Consider the following 15,917-nt stretch of genomic DNA (forward strand, 5'->3'; position numbering starts at 1 on the left):
TCCTCGCCGACCGTAGGAGTCCCTCGCGAGGCGCGTCAACGCCGATTCAGATGACGCCAGCTCGCGCCGGAAAACCCGCTAGGGCAGTCGCGACGTCCAGAGCAGGCTCATCGCCGCGGCGGCCAGCCCCAGCAGCAGGGCCGCCCCCGCATACCACTGGGTGATCTCCTCCGGCTGCACCCGGTGGCCGATCGAGCTGCCCATGTCCTCGTACACCTGCTTCAGCTCGCTGACCGACGCCGCCTCGTAGAAGTAGCCCTTCGTGTCCTGCGCCAGCTCCTGCAGCGACTTGCGGTCCACGGGTACGCGCTGCAGCGCACCCCGGATGTCGACCACGCCGGTGTCCGTGCCGAACGCGATCGTCGACACCGGGACGTTCGCCGCCGACGCCGCGGCCGCCGCGTCCTCCACCGAGCGCCCCGACGTGCGGTACCCGTCCGAGAGCAGCACGATCCGGGCCGGCGGGGCGCCGTCCGCGCCGTCCGACGGCACCGAGCGGATCGCGTCCAGCGAGGTGAACACCGCCTCGCCGGTCGCCGTCGCCTCGGCCAGCGTCAGCCCGTCGATCCCGGAGATCACGGCCGCGCGGTCCTTGGTCGGTGACACCAGCACGTTCGCCGCCTTCGCGAACGACACCAGGCCCAGGTTGTACGTCGGCGGCAGCTCCTGCACGAACGCCTTCGCCGCCTCCTGCGCCGCCTCGATCCGGTTCGGCGCGACGTCGTCGGCCTCCATGGACAGCGACACGTCGATGGCGAGCATGACGGTCGCCCGTTCCAGGGGCTCCTCCCGGTCCACTGACGGCCGGGCCATCGCCAGCGCCACCACGAACAGGCTCAGCAGGAACGCGCCCGCCGCGACGTGCCGGCGCCAGCCCAGGCCTCTCGGCGCCAGGCTGCGCAGCAGCTCCACGTTGGTGAACTTCATCGCGTACTGGCGCTTGCGGAACTGCCGCCAGACGTAGAAGCCCACCACCAGCAGGACGGGCAGGACGGCGAGCAGCCACCACGGCTGCAGGAAACGGATCATCGGGTGGTCCCCCGGGTGCGAGCGTGTCGTTGAGCGGCCACGAAGCGGACGACGTCCAGCAGCCAGTCGGTGTCGGTGCGCAGGCGCAGATGGGCGGCGCCGGCGGCGCGCAGGGCGTGGGCGATCTCGGCGCGCTGCCGGCCGGCCGCCTCGGCGTACCGGGCCCGCAGCCCCGGATCGGCGGTCTGCACCTCGTGCAGCGCGCCCGTCTCGGGATCGGCCAGGGTGAGCACGCCGACGTCGGGCAGTTCCAGCTCGCGCGGGTCCACCACCTCGATCGCCAGCACGTCGTGCCGGACCCCGAGCTTGCGGACCGGGCGGGCCCAGCCCTGCACCGGCGAGAGGAAGTCGGAGATGACCACGGCCACGCCGCGGCGGCGCGGAGGCCGGTTGAGCATGTCCACCAGCTCGCCGAGGTCGGTGCGGCCCGGGCGGATCTCCGTACGCGCGATGGCCCGCAGCAGTCCCTGCGCCTCCTTGCGGCCGGGGCGCGCGGGCATCCGCACCATCGGGGCGGGCTGGGGCACCGCGACCGCCGCCGCCCTGCGCCGCCGCCACGGGAAGCCGCCGCCCGGCTCCGGCGCCACCCGGCCCGGCCCGGTGCCGACGACCGCGCCGATCCGGTTGCCGCCGCGCACCGTCAGATGGGCCATCGCGGTGGCCGCCGCCAGCACGAGGTCGCGCTTGAGATAGCGGGCGGTGCCGAAGTCGAGGCTGGCCGACAGGTCCACGGCCATCCAGGTCTCCAGCTCGCGGTCGGCCACCGTACGGCGTACGTGCGGCATCGTGGTCCGCGCCGTGACCGGCCAGTCCATGCGGCGCACGTCGTCACCGGGCCGGTACTCGCGGCTCTCCCCCGCCTCGCTGCCGGGGCCGGGCAGCAGGCCCGCGTAGTCGCCCTGCAGCAGCCCGTCGAGCTTGCGCGTGACGAGCAGCTGCAGCCGCGACAGCACGGCCTCGGCGCGGGCCGTGCCCGAGTCGGCGGCCGGAGCGGGGATGTCGGCGGTCGTCACCGATGCACCGTCACTGTTGTCCCGGCCAGACCGGCTGCTGCTGCGGCTGCGCGCCCCCGTACGCGGGGTTGCCGCCGTACGCCGGGCCGCTCGCCGGCGCCGCGCCGCCGAAGGCCGGACCCCCGCCGGCCGGCACGGCACCGCCGAAGGCCGGGCCTCCGCTGGCCGGCGCCCCGGACACCTGGGCGACATGACCGTTCGCCGGCGCCGCGTCCTGGCGGGCCGACACCGACGGCATCGGCACGCTCGCCATGATCCGGGCGACGATGTGGTCGGCGGGGATGTCGTCGGCCAGCGCGTCGTAGCTGAGCACCAGCCGGTGCCGCAGGATGTCCGGGGCGATGTCCTGCACGTCCTGCGGCAGCGCGTAGTCGCGGCCGCGGAGCAGGGCGAGCGCCCGGGTGGCCCGGACGATGCCGAGCGAGGCGCGCGGGCTGGCGCCGTACTGGATCAGCTGGGCGACGTCCGGCATGCCGTGCTGCGCCGGCGCGCGGGTGGCCAGCACGAGCCGTACGGTGTAATCCACCAGCGCGTTGTGCACGAACACCTGGTCGGCGCGGCGCTGCAGGGCGAGCAGGTCGCCGGAGGTGAAGATCTGCTTCGGCTCGGGCGCGCTGACGCCCATCCGGTAGACGATCTCCCGCTCCTCGGCGTCGGTCGGGTAGCCCACCAGGATCTTCATGAGGAAGCGGTCGCGCTGCGCCTCGGGCAGCGGGTACACGCCCTCCTGCTCGATCGGGTTCTGCGTCGCCATCACCAGGAACGGGTCGGGCACCGCGTGGCTCTCGCCGCCGATGGACACCTGGTGCTCGGCCATGACCTCCAGCAGCGCCGACTGGACCTTCGCGGGCGCGCGGTTGATCTCGTCGGCGAGCAGGAAGTTGACGAAGACGGGGCCGAGCTCGACGTCGAACTTCTCGCTCGACTGCCGGTAGATGCGGGTGCCGACGATGTCGGCGGGCACCAGGTCGGGGGTGAACTGCACCCGGGAGAACGAGCCGCCGACCACCCGGGCCAGCGTCTCCACCGCGAGGGTCTTGGCCACGCCCGGGACGCCCTCCAGCAGGCAGTGCCCGCGGGCCAGCAGCGCGACGAACATCCGCTCGACCATCCGGTCCTGGCCGACGATCACCCGCTTCACCTCGAACATGGCGCGTTCGAGCTGGGTGGCGTCCTGCGCGGGTGGCACCGGGGCGCCGGGATCGGCGCTGCTCGTGCCCTCGGGTGTGGTCGGCTCGGCCACCGGTCCTCCAGGGATGTCGCACTTCGCGGTCGCGCCGGCACGGGTGCCGACGCTCAAGACTTACACGACCATGCTGAGAGCGGTCCGGCGGAGCCGGATTACGCGCCGACCGCAAGGGTCCGGAGATGTCGATCTTTCTGCGCGATGCGCACGGACGGGCACCCGCGGCGGGTAGACGAAAGGCCGGACGACCCGTGTAACATTCAGCGCGTCGCCGGGCGACTTCCCCCGTGGTCGCCCGGCGCTCAACTCCCCCCGGACCGGGCTAGGCTTCCGGAGTGGCCGAGGAGCTTGCCCGCCAGTTTCCCGCAGTTCAATGTTCCGCCAAGGGCTGCCGTGCATCCGCGGAATGGGCGCTGCGGTGGAACAACCCGAAGCTGCACGAGCCGGGGTACCGCAAGACCTGGCTCGCCTGCACGCCGCACCGTGAGACGCTCGGCGACTTCCTGAGCGCCCGCGGGTTCCTGCGCGAGGTGACCGAATTCCATCCCACCGCCTAGGCTTTCAGGCGTGACCGAGCCCAGCGGTTCCCTCCCCGGCGCGCCCACCGTCGGCCTGTCCCCCGGCGACGCTCTTGAGCCGTGGCCGGACACCGTGGAATGGCGGCCGGTGTCGCGCAACCTGATCACTGTGGAGCTGATCAGCCGCGCGGCGTGGGTGGTCGTCGTCCTGGGCGGGCTCGGCGCCGGCTGGGCGTTCCACCGGCACTGGGCCTGGACCGCCGCGATGGCGGCGGTCGCGGTCCTGGCGATCTGGCGCTCGATCGTGACGGTCCGGGCCGTCAAGGCCTGGGGGTACGCCGAACGCGACAACGATCTGCTGGTCCGGCACGGGCTCGTGGTGCGCCGGCTCTCCATCGTCCCGTACGCCCGGATGCAGTTCGTCGACGTGACGGCCGGTCCCCTCGAACGCGCCTTCCACCTGGCCACCGTCCAGCTGCACACCGCGGCGGCGGCGAGCGACGCGAAGATCCCCGGGCTCCCGCCGGAGGAGGCGGCCCGCCTGCGCGACCGGCTCACCGCGCTGGGCGAGGACCGGGCCGAGGGCCTGTGACCACCGCCGACGCCCCGCCGCAGCCCCAGCCGGAGCCGCCGGTCATCGGCGAGGAGCCGCGCCGGCGCCTGCACCCGCTCAGCCCGCTGCTGCACGGCGCCAAGTCGATCGCGGTCATCGTCGCCGCGCTGAGCTGGCAGACGCTGTCGCAGGTGGGGCTCGAACGGTTCGCGCTGGTGGTGGCCGTGCTCGCCGTCGCCGTCGTGATCTTCTCGGTGATCGGCTGGCTCAACACCGGCTACCACGTGGTGGGCCGGGAGCTGCGCATCCAGGACGGGCTGCTGTGGCGGCGCAACCGGGCGATCCCGCTCGACCGCCTGCAGGCCGTGGAGCTGCGCCGGCCGCTGCTCGCGCAGCTCACCGGCCTGGCCGAGCTGCGGCTCGAGGTGGTCGGCGGCGGCAAGACCGAGGCGCCGCTGGCCTATCTGACCGTACGGGAGGCCGGCGCGCTGCGGCAGCGGCTGCTCGCGCTGGCCGGGCGTACGCCCGGCACCGCCGAGCGGGCCGACGACGACCCGGCGCCCGGCCTCGAACGCCCGCTGTTCCGGGTCAGCAACCGCGACCTGCTGATCAGCCAGCTGCTCACCCCGCAGGCCTTCTTCCTGCCCGTCGGCGTCGCGTTCGTCGTCATGCAGACGGTGCTCGAGGGCTCGTGGACGTTCGTCGGCATCGCCAGCACAGTCACCGCGATGGCCGGCGTGCTGCTGCAACCGGTCCGCCGGGTGCTGCAGGACTGGGACTTCCGGCTCGCGCGCGACCCCGCCGGGCGGCTCGCGGTGCGCTACGGGCTGCTGGAGACGCGCAGCCAGATCGTCCCGCTCAACCGGGTGCAGACGATCGGCGTCACCTGGCCGCTGCTCTGGCGCGTCCAGGGCTGGCTGCACCTGCGCCTCGACATCGCCGGGTACGCGGGCCCGCAGTCCGGCGACGCCAAACGCTCGGACCGCCTGCTGCCGGTCGGCGCCTTCGAATCCGGCCGGTTCCTGGTGTGGGAGGTGCTGCCGGGCGTCGACCTGGCCGCCCTGCCGACCGCGCCGCCGCCGGCCCGGGCGCGCTGGCTGCACCCGTTCACGCTGCGCACCATCGGGGTCGGCCTGACGCCGGAGGTGTTCGTGTCACGGTCGGGGCTGCTGACCCGGGAGATGACGCTGGTGCCGTACGCCCGGCTGCAGAGCGTGCGCGTGGTGCAGGGACCGGTGCAGCGGCTGCTCGGCCTCGCCAGCGTGTACGCCGACACGGCCGGCGGCCGCTCGGGCGTGGCCGAGGACCGCGACCTGGCCGAGGCGTGGTGGCTGGCCGAACAGCTGTCGATCCGCGCCCGCCGGGCCCGCGCCGTGACCCCGTCGGCCGGCCTCACCCCCGGCGGCACTCCCGCCTCCGGCGGCGGCCGCGCGGGCGATGGCGGGATCGCTGCCGACGGCGGCCCGGTGGGCGGTGGCGGGATCGCTGCCGGCGGGCCGGTGGGCGGTGGCGGGTTCGCTGCCGGCGGCGGGCACGGACGGGCCGCGACCGAGCCTCTAAGCTGACCGCATGGAGCTTCCGCAGTTCAGTCCCGGACTTTCCGCCCGGGTGGAGCTGACCGTCACCGATGCCGACACCGCCCAGGCCGTGGGCTCCGGCGACGTGCCGGTGCTGGCCACCCCGCGGGTGCTCGCGCTCGCCGAGGCGGCCACCGTGGCGGCCACCGCGCGGCTGCTGCCCGGCGGCGTGACGACGGTGGGCACCCGCGCCGAGGTGGAGCACCGCGCGCCGACGCCGGTCGGGCACCGGGTGACCGCGCTCGCCACCCTGGCCAAGGTGGACGGCCGCAAGCTGCTGTTCGAGGTGGTCGTCCGCGACGGCGAGGAGCTGGTGGCCGAGGTCCGGGTCGAGCGGGTCGTCCTCGACCGCCGGCGGTTCATCGCCAAGGCGCTCGGCGACAGCTAGATCAGCGCGCCCCAGCGGGCGGTGAGCTCCTCGTACGTCGGCATGGCCACCGCACCGCCGGGACGTTCGCACACCAGGCCCGCCACGGCCAGCGCGAACGTCACGTACGCCTGCCAGCCCGCGAGGTCGGCCGGGATGCCGTCGGCGAGCAGGCGGCGGACCAGCGCACCCATCACCGAGTCGCCCGCGCCGGTCGCGTCGACGGCGTTGACGCTCGGCGCCGGCAGCATCCCCGCGCCGTCGGTGGCCGCCACGTACGCGCCCTTGGAGCCGCAGGTCACCACCACCGCCCGGGCGCCCAGCTTGAGGATGTGCTCGGCGGCCCCGGCCGGACCGGCGCCCTCCCACAGCACCTCCGCGTCGGCGGAGCTCAGCTTGACCAGGTCCGCCGTGGCGAAGAACCCTTCGACGAGCTCGCGCAGGGCGGTGACCGCCGCGGCGTCGGGCAGCAGCTTCGGGCGTACGTTGGGATCGAAGACCCGCAGCGGACCCGGCACCGCCCACGCCTTGCGCGCCGCCGAGACGAACGGCTCGCGCATCAGCGCGATCGACCCGGCGTAGAGCACGGACGCGCCGGCCACCATCGCCTCGTCGACGTCGTCGGCCGTAACCAGCGAGTACGAGGGCGGTTCGCCGTAGAACTGGAACGTCGGCTCGGCGCCCTCGAACGTGGTGACCGCGAGCGTCGTGGGCACGCCGACCCGGGTCATCGACGTGGTGCCGACGCCACTCTGGCGCAGGAACGCGGCGATGCGGTCGCCCAGGGTGTCGTTGCCGAGCGAGCCCACGTACTGCACGTCACCGCCGAGCCGGGTGGCGCCCACCGCGACGTTCAGCGGCGCCCCGCCGATCGCCTGGCGGTAGATCAACTCGCCGTCACGCCCGGTCTCCAGGAGATCCACGAGCGCTTCCCCGAGCACCACCGCGTAGCCCATTCCGATCCCCTCCACGTCACGCCGGCCCCATGCCGTCAGCCTCGCGCGGCAGCCCTCGCCGCCGCACACGCGCGGGCGTCGCCTCGCGCCGGTCCCGCCTCGCGGCACGCCCTCGCCGTGCCGTCAGCGTCGGCTCGCGGCGCGCTTCCACCGATGCCGTCAGCCTCGCCCCCGCGCCGCGAGAAAGCTAGCACTTGCCCGATGCTCGTCCATTTGCTGCCCTTTTGGCATGATTCGGCCATGCGCCTCGTCCTGCCGCTCCTGACCACCGTCCTCGCGGCGCTCGCCGGATGCGCCGACACCGGCGGCTACACCCCGGCGGGCGTGACGGCCCGGCCCCCGCCGCCCGGAACGCCGTTCATGGTCACCGGCGGCGGCTCCCCCGCCGTCAGCCCGGGGCCCTCGGGCGACGCCCCGCTCAACCAGAACACGACGACCGGCACGTTCCTGCCGTCCCCGCAGGGCACCCGCGCCATCACGTACGACCCCGCGGTGGTCCCGCCCGGCGCGACGGCCGAGGTCACGATCGACACCACGACCCAGGGCGTCCGCGTACGCCTGCACGTGACGGGAATGGTGCCGCGGCGCTCGTACGGGGCGCATTTGCACACCGGCTCCTGCACCTCCGTACCGGACGACGCGGGCCCGCACTACCAGCACGACATCGCACCGTCGAAGCCGTCCAGCGACCCGGTCTACGCCAACCCGCAGAACGAGGTGTGGCTCGACTTCGCCGCCGACCTGCGCGGCGCGGCCACCGTGGTGTCCGTGCACGACTGGACGTTCGACCCGGTACGCGCGCCGCACTCGCTGGTCATCCACGCCGAGCGGACCCGTACCGGAAAGGATGCCGGCACGGCAGGTCCGCGCGTGGCCTGCCTCACCTTGCCGTCCTGACCCCCTGGCGCTCGCCCTTCTCCGCTTTCGCCGCCCCGCTCTGCGTGCGTCGCCCGCTCTGGCCTCGCCGTCCGCTCCGACTTTGCTGCCCACTACTTTCGCCGTCCGGCTGCGTGCCTTCCTCGGCCTCGCCGGCCCGGCTTCCGCCGGTCCTTCCTCGCCCGCGTTCCGCGCCGGGGTGATCATCCCGGGCGGATCCGTCGGGCTTCTTGTCGGAGGGAGGCGGTAACGTCTGGTACGGGACGCGAGACGGGAGGGCCAACGATGGCTGAGCAGGGTGACGGCACGACGACCCCGAAGACGGAGTCGCACGACCCCGACTTCCCCGAGGCGTTCCTGCAGTTCATGCGGGGCGGCTGGCGGGAGGACCGGCTGGACGTCACCGCGCGGCCCGAGGCGCCCAACCACGCGAAGCGCCGCGCCGCGCTCTCCGACGCGTTCCCCGGCGAGACGCTGATCATCCCGACCGGCAACGAGAAGGTGCGCGCCAACGACACCGACCACCCGTTCCGGCCCGGCAGCGACTTCGTGTACCTGACCGGCGACAGCGACCCGGACGGCGTGCTGATCCTGCGCCCCAGCGGCTCCGGGCACGACGCGGTGCTCTACACCCACGACCGCAACTCCAAGGACACCGACGCCTTCTTCCGCAGCCGCAACGGCGAGCTGTGGGTCGGCCGCCGGCACACCCTGGCGGAGCGTTCCACCGAGCTGGGCGTGGAGACCGCGCCGTACAGCGATCTCGGCAGGGCCCTCGCCGACTGCGCCCCGGCCCGCACCCGGGTTCTCCGCGGCCTCGACCCCGCCGTCGACCGCGCGGTCCTCGCCTACGACCCGGACCCGCAGACCCGGCGCGACCGCGCCCTCGCCGCGGTGATCTCCGAGTTCAAGCTGGTCAAGGACGAGTGGGAGATCGCCCAGCTGCAGGAGGCGATCGACGCCACGGTCCGCGGCTTCGAGGACGTGGCCCGCGTGCTGCCCGCCGACCGCGGCGTCAAGGAGCGCCTGCTCGAGGGCGTCTTCGCGCTGCGCGCCCGCACCGACGGCAACGACGTCGGCTACGGCAGCATCGTCGGCGCGGGCGCCCACGCGACGATCCTGCACTGGGTGCGCAACACCGGCGTCACCAGGCCGGGCGAGCTGCTGCTCATGGACATGGGCGTCGAGGGCCACACGTACTACACGGCCGACGTGACCCGCACGGTCCCGGTCTCCGGCACCTTCACCCCGCTGCAGCGCCAGGTGTACGACATCGTCCACGCCTCCCAGCAGGCGGGCATGGACGCGGTCAAGCCGGGCGTGAGGTTCCGCGACGTCCACCTGACCTGCATGCGAGTGCTCGCCGAAGGCCTCGCCGACCTCGGCCTGCTCCCGGTCAGCGTCGACGAAGCCATGTCGGAGAATTCCACGGTCTACCGCCGCTGGACCCTGCACGGCTTCGGCCACATGCTCGGCATCGACGTCCACGACTGCTCAGCGGCCCGCAAGGAGACGTACCGCGACGGCGAACTGAAGGAGGGCTACGTCCTCACGGTCGAGCCCGGCCTCTACTTCCAGCCGGAAGACGACCTGGTCCCGGAAGAACTCCGCGGCATCGGCGTCCGCATCGAGGACGACGTCGTCGTGACAGCAGACGGCTGCCGCAACCTGTCGGCGGGCCTGCCCCGATCGTCGGCCGAGGTCGAGGCCTGGCTGTCGTCCCAGCGCGAGGCCGGCCCCCGCCTGCCGGAGTAGCCCGCTCCCCGCTTCGCGTGGGGCCCTCGTTTCCCGGGCCCCACGCCCCAACCCGGCCCCCGCCGTCGCAGGGCGGCTTGCCCTTTCTGCACCGCGCGCTCCCCCACGCCGCGCCGCGTGCCCCTCTCACGCCGCGCGCCCCTCTCACTCCGCGCGCCCCTCTCACGCCGCGCGCCCCTCTCACGCCGCGCGCCCCTCTCACTCCGCGCGCCCCTCTCACTCCGCGCGCCCCTCTCACGCCGGGTGCTCCTTTCACTCGCGTGCTCCCCGCTGCGCGCACCCCCGGGTTACCCGCCCCATCGCGCCTGCCCGCTCACCTCGCCGCCTGCCGCCTCGCCTCGCGCCGGCTTGGCCCTGTCGCCTCGCGCCGGCTTGGCCTGTCGCCTCGCGCCGCCCCACGCTCTCGCCTCGCCCCCCGCTCGGCCTGTCCACCGCTCCGTCGCGCCGGCCCGCTCAGCGCCCTTTCCTTTCGCCCCTTCCTTCCTACGGCCGGCCTCTTCCTATGGCCGGGCCTGCCTGCGGCCGGCCTCTTCCTACGGCAGGCTCTTCCTTCGGCCCGCGGAGGGGAAACGCCATGTCCGATTCCCACCAGCCGACCCCGGGACATGCTCGTTAGCGTGGCCTCATGAACTGGCACGCCTATGGAACGTTCCTGACCTTCGCCACGGTTGTGGTGCTCATCCCCGGCCCGGACTTCGCGGTCGTCACGGGCAACACGGTGTCGGGCGGCCGCCGCCGGGGCATGTGGTGCGCGGCCGGCGTGTCCACCTCGAACGTGATTCAGGGCGCCGCCGCCGTCGCGGGCCTCGGTGCGCTCATCGTGCGGGCTCAGCCGGTCTTCCACGTCATCAAGTGGGTGGGCGCGCTCTACCTGGCGTACCTCGGCGTCCAGGCGCTGCGCTCAGCCATCCGCGGCCGGTACGCGCCCCCGCCCGCGGCCGGCGCCGAAGCTGCGAACGGCTGGCGGCAGGGCTTCCTGTCGAACATCACCAACCCCAAGGTGCTGATGTTCTACCTGGCGATTCTTCCCCAATTCCTGACCCCGGACGCGGGCGCGACCCTGCTCCTGGCCCTGGCCCTCACCCACGCCGTCCTGTCCCTGGCCTACCTGCTCTTCCTGACGACGATGCTCCACCGAGCCCGCCGAATCCTCGAACGCCGCGCGGTACGCCGCGCCCTCGACGCCCTCACCGGGACCGCCATGCTCGCCTTCGGAGCCCGCCTGGCAGTGGACCGCGCCTGACCGGAGCCTCAGCTCGCCGAGGTCGCCGCCTGCCGTGGCCAAGGTGAGACAACCACGACACCGACGCCAGCCGACAAACAGCCAGGACGCCGGCGGACAACGCCAGCGGACGACGCCGAACAACGCCGGACAACGCCGGCGGCAGCGACAACGACGACGTCGGCAGCCGGCAGCCGGCAGACAGGCCACGACGCCGGCGGACAGGCCACGACGACGCCGGGCGTCAAGGGATCAAAGCGGACGACGGCTACGACGCCGGCGTGTACTCCGTGATGTGGAAGCAGGTGTTCTCGGCGTTGTCGCCGGCGTCCGACACGTCGAACGACACCGTCACCGGGTGCCCGTCCACCGGATCCGCACTCGTCGACATCTTGCCGCCGTCGTCCGCCGCCGTACGGGCCAGGTCCAGCAGCCCGCCCAGCGTCGGCACGTCGATCTCCTCTTCGCCGACGATGTTCTTGCCGTCGATGCGGTCCGCCGTGGCGACCGTCCGGTCCCGCACGGTGACCCGGTACGTGCCCAGGGAGGCGCGGCCGTCGCACCGGCGCTCCACCACGAACCCGTAGTCGGCCGGTTCGGTCCAGGGGGGCGGGGAGGCCGCGGTCGACGGGCCGGGCTGCGGCTGGGCGTCCGGTTTCGAGGTGCAGCCGGCCGCGAGGGCCAACACCGCGAGGCCCGCCACGGCACATCGGATACGCACGTTGCTCTTCCTCCCGCCGGGGAACGCCCCGGTGGGAGGCGCGACCGGTCAGCCATGATTCCGAATCGCCGAGATCACCTCAAGCCGAGGCCCGCACCCGCGCCCAAGCAACCGCCCGGCGGACCCGTCACGCAACCCCAGGCAAGGCCGGCCAGCAAGGCAATCGCAAAGCCTCCCACCGCGAGGCCGGCCAGCCGAACAACGCAAGCGCAGAGCCCCCCACGCATGCGCCCCCTGGGGAATGAGCAAAGCGCGACCAAACAGCCGCCCAGCAAAGGGCCGCGCCGACGAAACGGCGGCTCAGGTCAGCTCAGCGACGAACACCGCGACCGACCGCGCCGGCACCAGCACCCTGGCCCCTTCCGGGGACGCCGCGGCCGAAGCCGTCCGTAGCAGCGGATCGGCCGATCCCATCAGCTCCGGGTGCAGCTCCAGGTCCACCCCCGCCAGCCCCGGCAGCACCTCGGCGGCCTCCGACCCGGTCGCGTTGAACACGACCACCACCGTGCTCCAGCGCGGATCCAGGCCGGTGCCGTCGAGGCACATGACGATCACGCCGGGGGTCTCGTGGGGGCCGCCGAGGGGGAAGGTCAGGCGGCGTTCCACCTCGTCGGCCGTGGGGAGGCCGAAGACGGGGGTGGAGCGGCGGATGCGGAGGAGTTCGGCGTACCGGGCCGCGGTCAGGTCGATGATCGGGGCGGACGGGACGAGGGACGGGTCGGCGAGCAGGGGACGGGCCCACGGCCACTTGTCCTCGTTGTCCGGGGCCGGGGGCAGGCCGATGCCGAAGCCGTTGCCCTGGGCGCCGTCCCAGCGGATCTGGTTGAACCAGTCGCCGGAGTTGTACGAGTTGCGGTCCAGCGACTTGGAGCGCAGCCGTTCGCTGCCGAGCGCCACGAAGCCGACGCCCTGGCCGAGGACGACGAGCGACAGCGCGAGGATCTGCATGCGGGCGCGGTCGATCATGGGCAGGTCGCGGGGCAGCTTGAACGCCATCGCGTCGTACAGGATCTCGTTGTCGTGGGCGTCGACGTACGCCACGCACTCCGCCGGCGAGGCCGCGTAGCCGCTCGGCGAGCCGTTGTAGTCGATCTGCGCGCCGCTCTGCTCGGCGCCGGTGTGGGTGGTGAAGCGGTACGTGGCCAGCGCCCCCGACAGCCCCACCTTGATCCGGTCGTGCAGGAAGAGCGGGGTGGCCGACCCGAGCCCGGTCGCGAAGCCCTGCACCGTCGGGTCGTCGCCGAACGAGCCGCCGCCGCGGACCGCGTCGCGCAGCCGGTCGTCGAACGTGCCGATGCCCGTGCCGGCCATGTTGACCTGGGTGGCCTGGGCGAAGCGGGCGTCGTACGCGACCTCGCCGAAGTTCCAGCCCTCGCCGTACAGATAGATGTCCTTGCCGCCGTCCAGGTGGTCGAGCGTCACCCGGGTCTCGAGGATGTTGGCGCGCGGGTGGTGGCCCATGAGGTCGAAGCGGAAGCCGTCGACGCGGTAGTGCTTCGCCCAGGTCACGACGGAGTCGACGACGAGCCGGCCCATCATCATGTGCTCGGGCGCGGTGTTGGAGCAGCACGTCGACTCGGCGACGGTGCCGTCGTCGAGCAGCCGGTGGTAGTAGCCGGGCACGACCCGGTCGAGCACGCTGAACGGCGCCAGCCCATCGGCCATCGTGTGGTTGTAGACGACGTCCATGATCACTCGGAGGCCGGCGGCGTGCAGGCCGGCGACCATCCGGCGGAACTCGAGGACGCGGGCGCTGCCGCACGGATCGGTCGAGTAGCTGCCCTCGGGCGCGGTGTAGTGCAGCGGGTCGTACCCCCAGTTGAAGCCGTCCTCGTCGGCGACGGCCATGACGGCGCGCTGCTGCTCGGGCGAGTCGGGCGGGAACGATGCGAGCTCGCACCGCGGGACGGCCTGGTCGGCGCGCCGGTCCGGCACGGTGGCGAAGTCGAACGCGGGCAGCAGGTGCACGTGGGTCAGCCCGGCGTCGGCCAGCATCCGCAGGTGCCGCATGCCGGCCGTGTCCTCGTCGGCGAACGCGAGGTAGGTGCCGCGGTGCTCGGGCGGCACGGTCTCGTCGGCGATGGAGAAGTCGCGGACGTGCACCTCGGCGATCTGCATGCGGGCCGGCTCGACGGCCGGCGGGCGGGCGAGGGTGTCCCAGCCGGGCGGTTTCAGCGTGGGGTCGTCGAGGTCGACGATCTGACTGTGCGTCGAGTCGGCGGACAGCGACAGCGAATACGGGTCGGTGACGCTGGTGGTGACGACGCGCTGCGCGGCGGGGTGCCACACCTCGACCCGATAGCGGTAGTAACGCCCGATCCATTTGCGTTTGCCGGCGATGCTCCAGATGCCGGTGACCGGGTCGCGGTCCATCGGCAGGATCTTGACCTCGTCGTCGCCGGGCGTCCTCGACAGCTCCAGCGACACCGTGCGGGCCGTCGGCGCCCACACCGCGAGCGCCGGCTTCTCCTCGTCCATGATCACGCCGAGCTCGGCGTCGGCGGCGTCCGCATACAGGTCGTCGAGCACGCCCGGCAGCTGCACGGCGGTGACCACTGCGAGATGCCCGGCGTGGTCGCGGCCGACGAGCAGCAGCTGCCCGCGCAGCAGATGACCCAGCGCCGCATCGCCCAGCTCCGGCACGGCGAACGCACGGTAGGCGCGCAGGTGCGGGAAGTGCCGGCTCTGCGCCTGGAACAGCCCGCCGGGCCGCGCGGTGAGCGGCAGCGTCGTGCGGTCGCCGGTCAGCTCGTCGCCGTCGCGGCGCAGGCCGCCGTCGGCCGCGCCGACCAGCGCGAACGAGCTCGCGAGGTCGGCCACCCGGCCGGGAAGGGCGACGGTGGTGCGGTCGACGAAGACCGCCAGCGCCCGTGCCGGGTCCAGCTCCGGACCCAAGGACCCCAGATCCGGATGTACGGGCGCAGCGTTACCGGAAATGATCCACACTTCGCGGGCCGACGTGAGGTCGAGGCGCTGGTCGTCGGGCAGGTCCTTGTGGTCGCCGCGGTAGATCACGAAGCGCACACCCGCGGCGTCCGGCCGGACGGGAACCCGGAACACGGCTCCGAACGAGTCCCAGGCCGCCGGCGGGAGCGGCGTACCCCATCGGGGCTTTTCCGGGGTGCCCTCCCAGGCGTGCACGCCCCACCCGCTGTAGTCCCCGCCGGGCCGGCGGTAGTGGATGACGGCGTAGCCGTCGTCGGCGGTCACGGCCCCGGTGAAGCCCGCGGCAGCGGCCGACGGATAGATCTCGGCGTCGCCGGGGCGCAGCCAGATCTCGGGGGTGAGCGCGGGGTCGACGTGCCGGTCCTCGGGCACGTCCTTGCCGCCGTGCCCGTCGACGACCAGGAACCCGACGTCCCGCGCGGAGTCGCCGAGCCGGACCCAGGCGAACCGCCCGTACGCGTCCTCACCGGCAAAAGGGTGGCCACCGGGGAAACCGGTGACCGCGGACGGATCGACGTCACCCCACACGTGCAGGGACCAGTCGTCGTAGCGGCTGTCGTCGCGCCGGTAGTGCACCACGAGCCACTGCGGCCGGCACAGCGTGGTCGTGGCCTCGGCGGGCCGGGTGATCTCGATCGTGCTCACCTGGACACTATGGCACCGGGGTGCGTCAATTTCGGGGCGTGGCGATCACCGTCGTGATCCGCGGCCCGTCGGCGTCGGCCCGGATCAGGTAGCGGTAGCGCTCACCGGGCACGGCCGCCCCGCAGCTGTCGAGGTATTCCCACTCGACGGCGACCATGGCGAGCGCCGCGCTGAGCCGCTGCACGTCGCGGATCTGCGCGTGCGCTGCGACGATCTGCTGCTCCCGGTATGCCGGCGAGGCCCCCAGGAACGACAGTGCGACCGCGGCCGGCGAGGTGAACGTGAAGCTGTACGAGTCGGCGACCACCATCCCCGGCAGCGCGTAGCAGCCGGCCACCGCCGCCACGTCGCCCCTGGTCAGCGCGGAGCCGTAGCGGTCGAAGAAGTCGGTGAGGTTCTCGAGGTCCGTGGGCGCCTTCACGGGACGCCGCATTCCCGATGATCATGTCCGGTAAACCTGAGGACCGCCGTGACCCGGGTTGCACGCCATAGCAAGACGGACGTACGGTTTACGGGAGACGTGGACGGTGGGTTAGGCGTGCCTAACCGACGG

Annotated in this window: 14 protein-coding genes; 7 read left to right on the top strand and 7 right to left on the bottom strand. The window is 73.3% G+C overall.

Annotated features, from left to right (window positions below; all coding sequences use genetic code 11):
• Positions 1-78: 78 nt before the first annotated feature.
• The 3 genes from COUCH_RS28745 to COUCH_RS28755 are packed head-to-tail and all read right to left on the bottom strand — an operon-like array spanning position 79 to position 3,285.
• Entirely contained in the window at positions 79-1,029 is a 951-nt protein-coding gene (locus COUCH_RS28745) for a VWA domain-containing protein (protein WP_249608347.1), read from the bottom strand.
• Positions 1,026-2,042, bottom strand: a complete 1,017-nt coding sequence (locus COUCH_RS28750) for a DUF58 domain-containing protein (RefSeq protein WP_430640828.1) — start codon at positions 2,040-2,042, stop codon at positions 1,026-1,028. The genes COUCH_RS28745 and COUCH_RS28750 overlap by 4 nt, the downstream gene beginning before the upstream one ends.
• A gap of 10 nt (positions 2,043-2,052) precedes the next feature.
• Positions 2,053-3,285 carry an AAA family ATPase gene (locus COUCH_RS28755; RefSeq protein ID WP_249608348.1) on the bottom strand — a complete coding sequence of 411 codons (1,233 nt, stop codon included), beginning with the start codon at positions 3,283-3,285 and terminating at the stop codon, positions 2,053-2,055.
• Positions 3,286-3,563: 278 nt separating this feature from the next.
• Between COUCH_RS28755 and COUCH_RS28760 the strand changes: the two genes are divergently transcribed.
• From COUCH_RS28760 to COUCH_RS28775, 4 genes are read left to right on the top strand one after another with little or no spacing between them, the layout of a single operon-like run.
• A complete protein-coding gene (locus COUCH_RS28760; RefSeq protein ID WP_249608349.1) occupies positions 3,564-3,785 on the top strand; it encodes a hypothetical protein in 222 nt (73 codons plus the stop codon).
• 10 nt (positions 3,786-3,795) lie between these two features.
• A complete protein-coding gene (locus tag COUCH_RS28765; RefSeq protein WP_249608350.1) occupies positions 3,796-4,338 on the top strand; it encodes a PH domain-containing protein in 543 nt (180 codons plus the stop codon).
• Positions 4,335-5,864 carry a PH domain-containing protein gene (locus COUCH_RS28770; RefSeq protein WP_249608351.1) on the top strand — a complete coding sequence of 510 codons (1,530 nt, stop codon included), beginning with the start codon at positions 4,335-4,337 and terminating at the stop codon, positions 5,862-5,864. Before COUCH_RS28765 ends, COUCH_RS28770 begins: the two co-directional genes overlap by 4 nt.
• Positions 5,865-5,868: 4 nt before the next feature.
• On the top strand, positions 5,869-6,264 hold the full coding sequence (locus COUCH_RS28775; RefSeq protein WP_249608352.1) for a thioesterase family protein: 396 nt from the start codon (positions 5,869-5,871) through the stop codon (positions 6,262-6,264).
• Here COUCH_RS28775 and COUCH_RS28780 read toward each other — a convergent pair.
• Complete coding sequence (locus COUCH_RS28780) at positions 6,261-7,199, bottom strand: carbohydrate kinase family protein (RefSeq protein ID WP_249613831.1); 939 nt, start codon at positions 7,197-7,199, stop codon at positions 6,261-6,263. The genes COUCH_RS28775 and COUCH_RS28780 overlap by 4 nt on opposite strands.
• Before the next feature lie 240 nt (positions 7,200-7,439).
• Between COUCH_RS28780 and COUCH_RS28785 the strand changes: the two genes are divergently transcribed.
• The 3 genes from COUCH_RS28785 (at position 7,440) to COUCH_RS28795 (ending at position 11,073) form a co-directional block, all read left to right on the top strand.
• Complete coding sequence (locus tag COUCH_RS28785) at positions 7,440-8,096, top strand: superoxide dismutase family protein (RefSeq protein ID WP_249608353.1); 657 nt, start codon at positions 7,440-7,442, stop codon at positions 8,094-8,096.
• A gap of 264 nt (positions 8,097-8,360) precedes the next feature.
• On the top strand, positions 8,361-9,830 hold the full coding sequence (locus COUCH_RS28790; protein WP_249608354.1) for an aminopeptidase P family protein: 1,470 nt from the start codon (positions 8,361-8,363) through the stop codon (positions 9,828-9,830).
• Between the two features lie 625 nt (positions 9,831-10,455).
• Entirely contained in the window at positions 10,456-11,073 is a 618-nt protein-coding gene (locus tag COUCH_RS28795; RefSeq protein WP_249608355.1) for a LysE family translocator, read from the top strand.
• Between the two features lie 247 nt (positions 11,074-11,320).
• Here COUCH_RS28795 and COUCH_RS28800 read toward each other — a convergent pair whose 3' ends face one another.
• From COUCH_RS28800 to COUCH_RS28810, 3 genes are all read right to left on the bottom strand, one after another.
• The gene (locus tag COUCH_RS28800; RefSeq protein WP_249608356.1) at positions 11,321-11,773 is read right to left on the bottom strand and encodes a hypothetical protein; all 453 of its coding nucleotides are present in this window, start codon (positions 11,771-11,773) and stop codon (positions 11,321-11,323) included.
• A 300-nt stretch (positions 11,774-12,073) separates the two neighbouring features.
• Positions 12,074-15,364 (bottom strand): pullulanase-type alpha-1,6-glucosidase, encoded by a 3,291-nt coding sequence (pulA, locus tag COUCH_RS28805; RefSeq protein WP_430640829.1) that lies wholly within the window; start codon positions 15,362-15,364, stop codon positions 12,074-12,076.
• 25 nt (positions 15,365-15,389) lie between these two features.
• Positions 15,390-15,785 carry a hypothetical protein gene (locus tag COUCH_RS28810; RefSeq protein ID WP_249613832.1) on the bottom strand — a complete coding sequence of 132 codons (396 nt, stop codon included), beginning with the start codon at positions 15,783-15,785 and terminating at the stop codon, positions 15,390-15,392.
• Positions 15,786-15,917 lie beyond the last annotated feature (132 nt).

The organism is Couchioplanes caeruleus (assembly GCF_023499255.1).
Lineage (GTDB): Bacteria > Actinomycetota > Actinomycetes > Mycobacteriales > Micromonosporaceae > Actinoplanes > Actinoplanes caeruleus_A.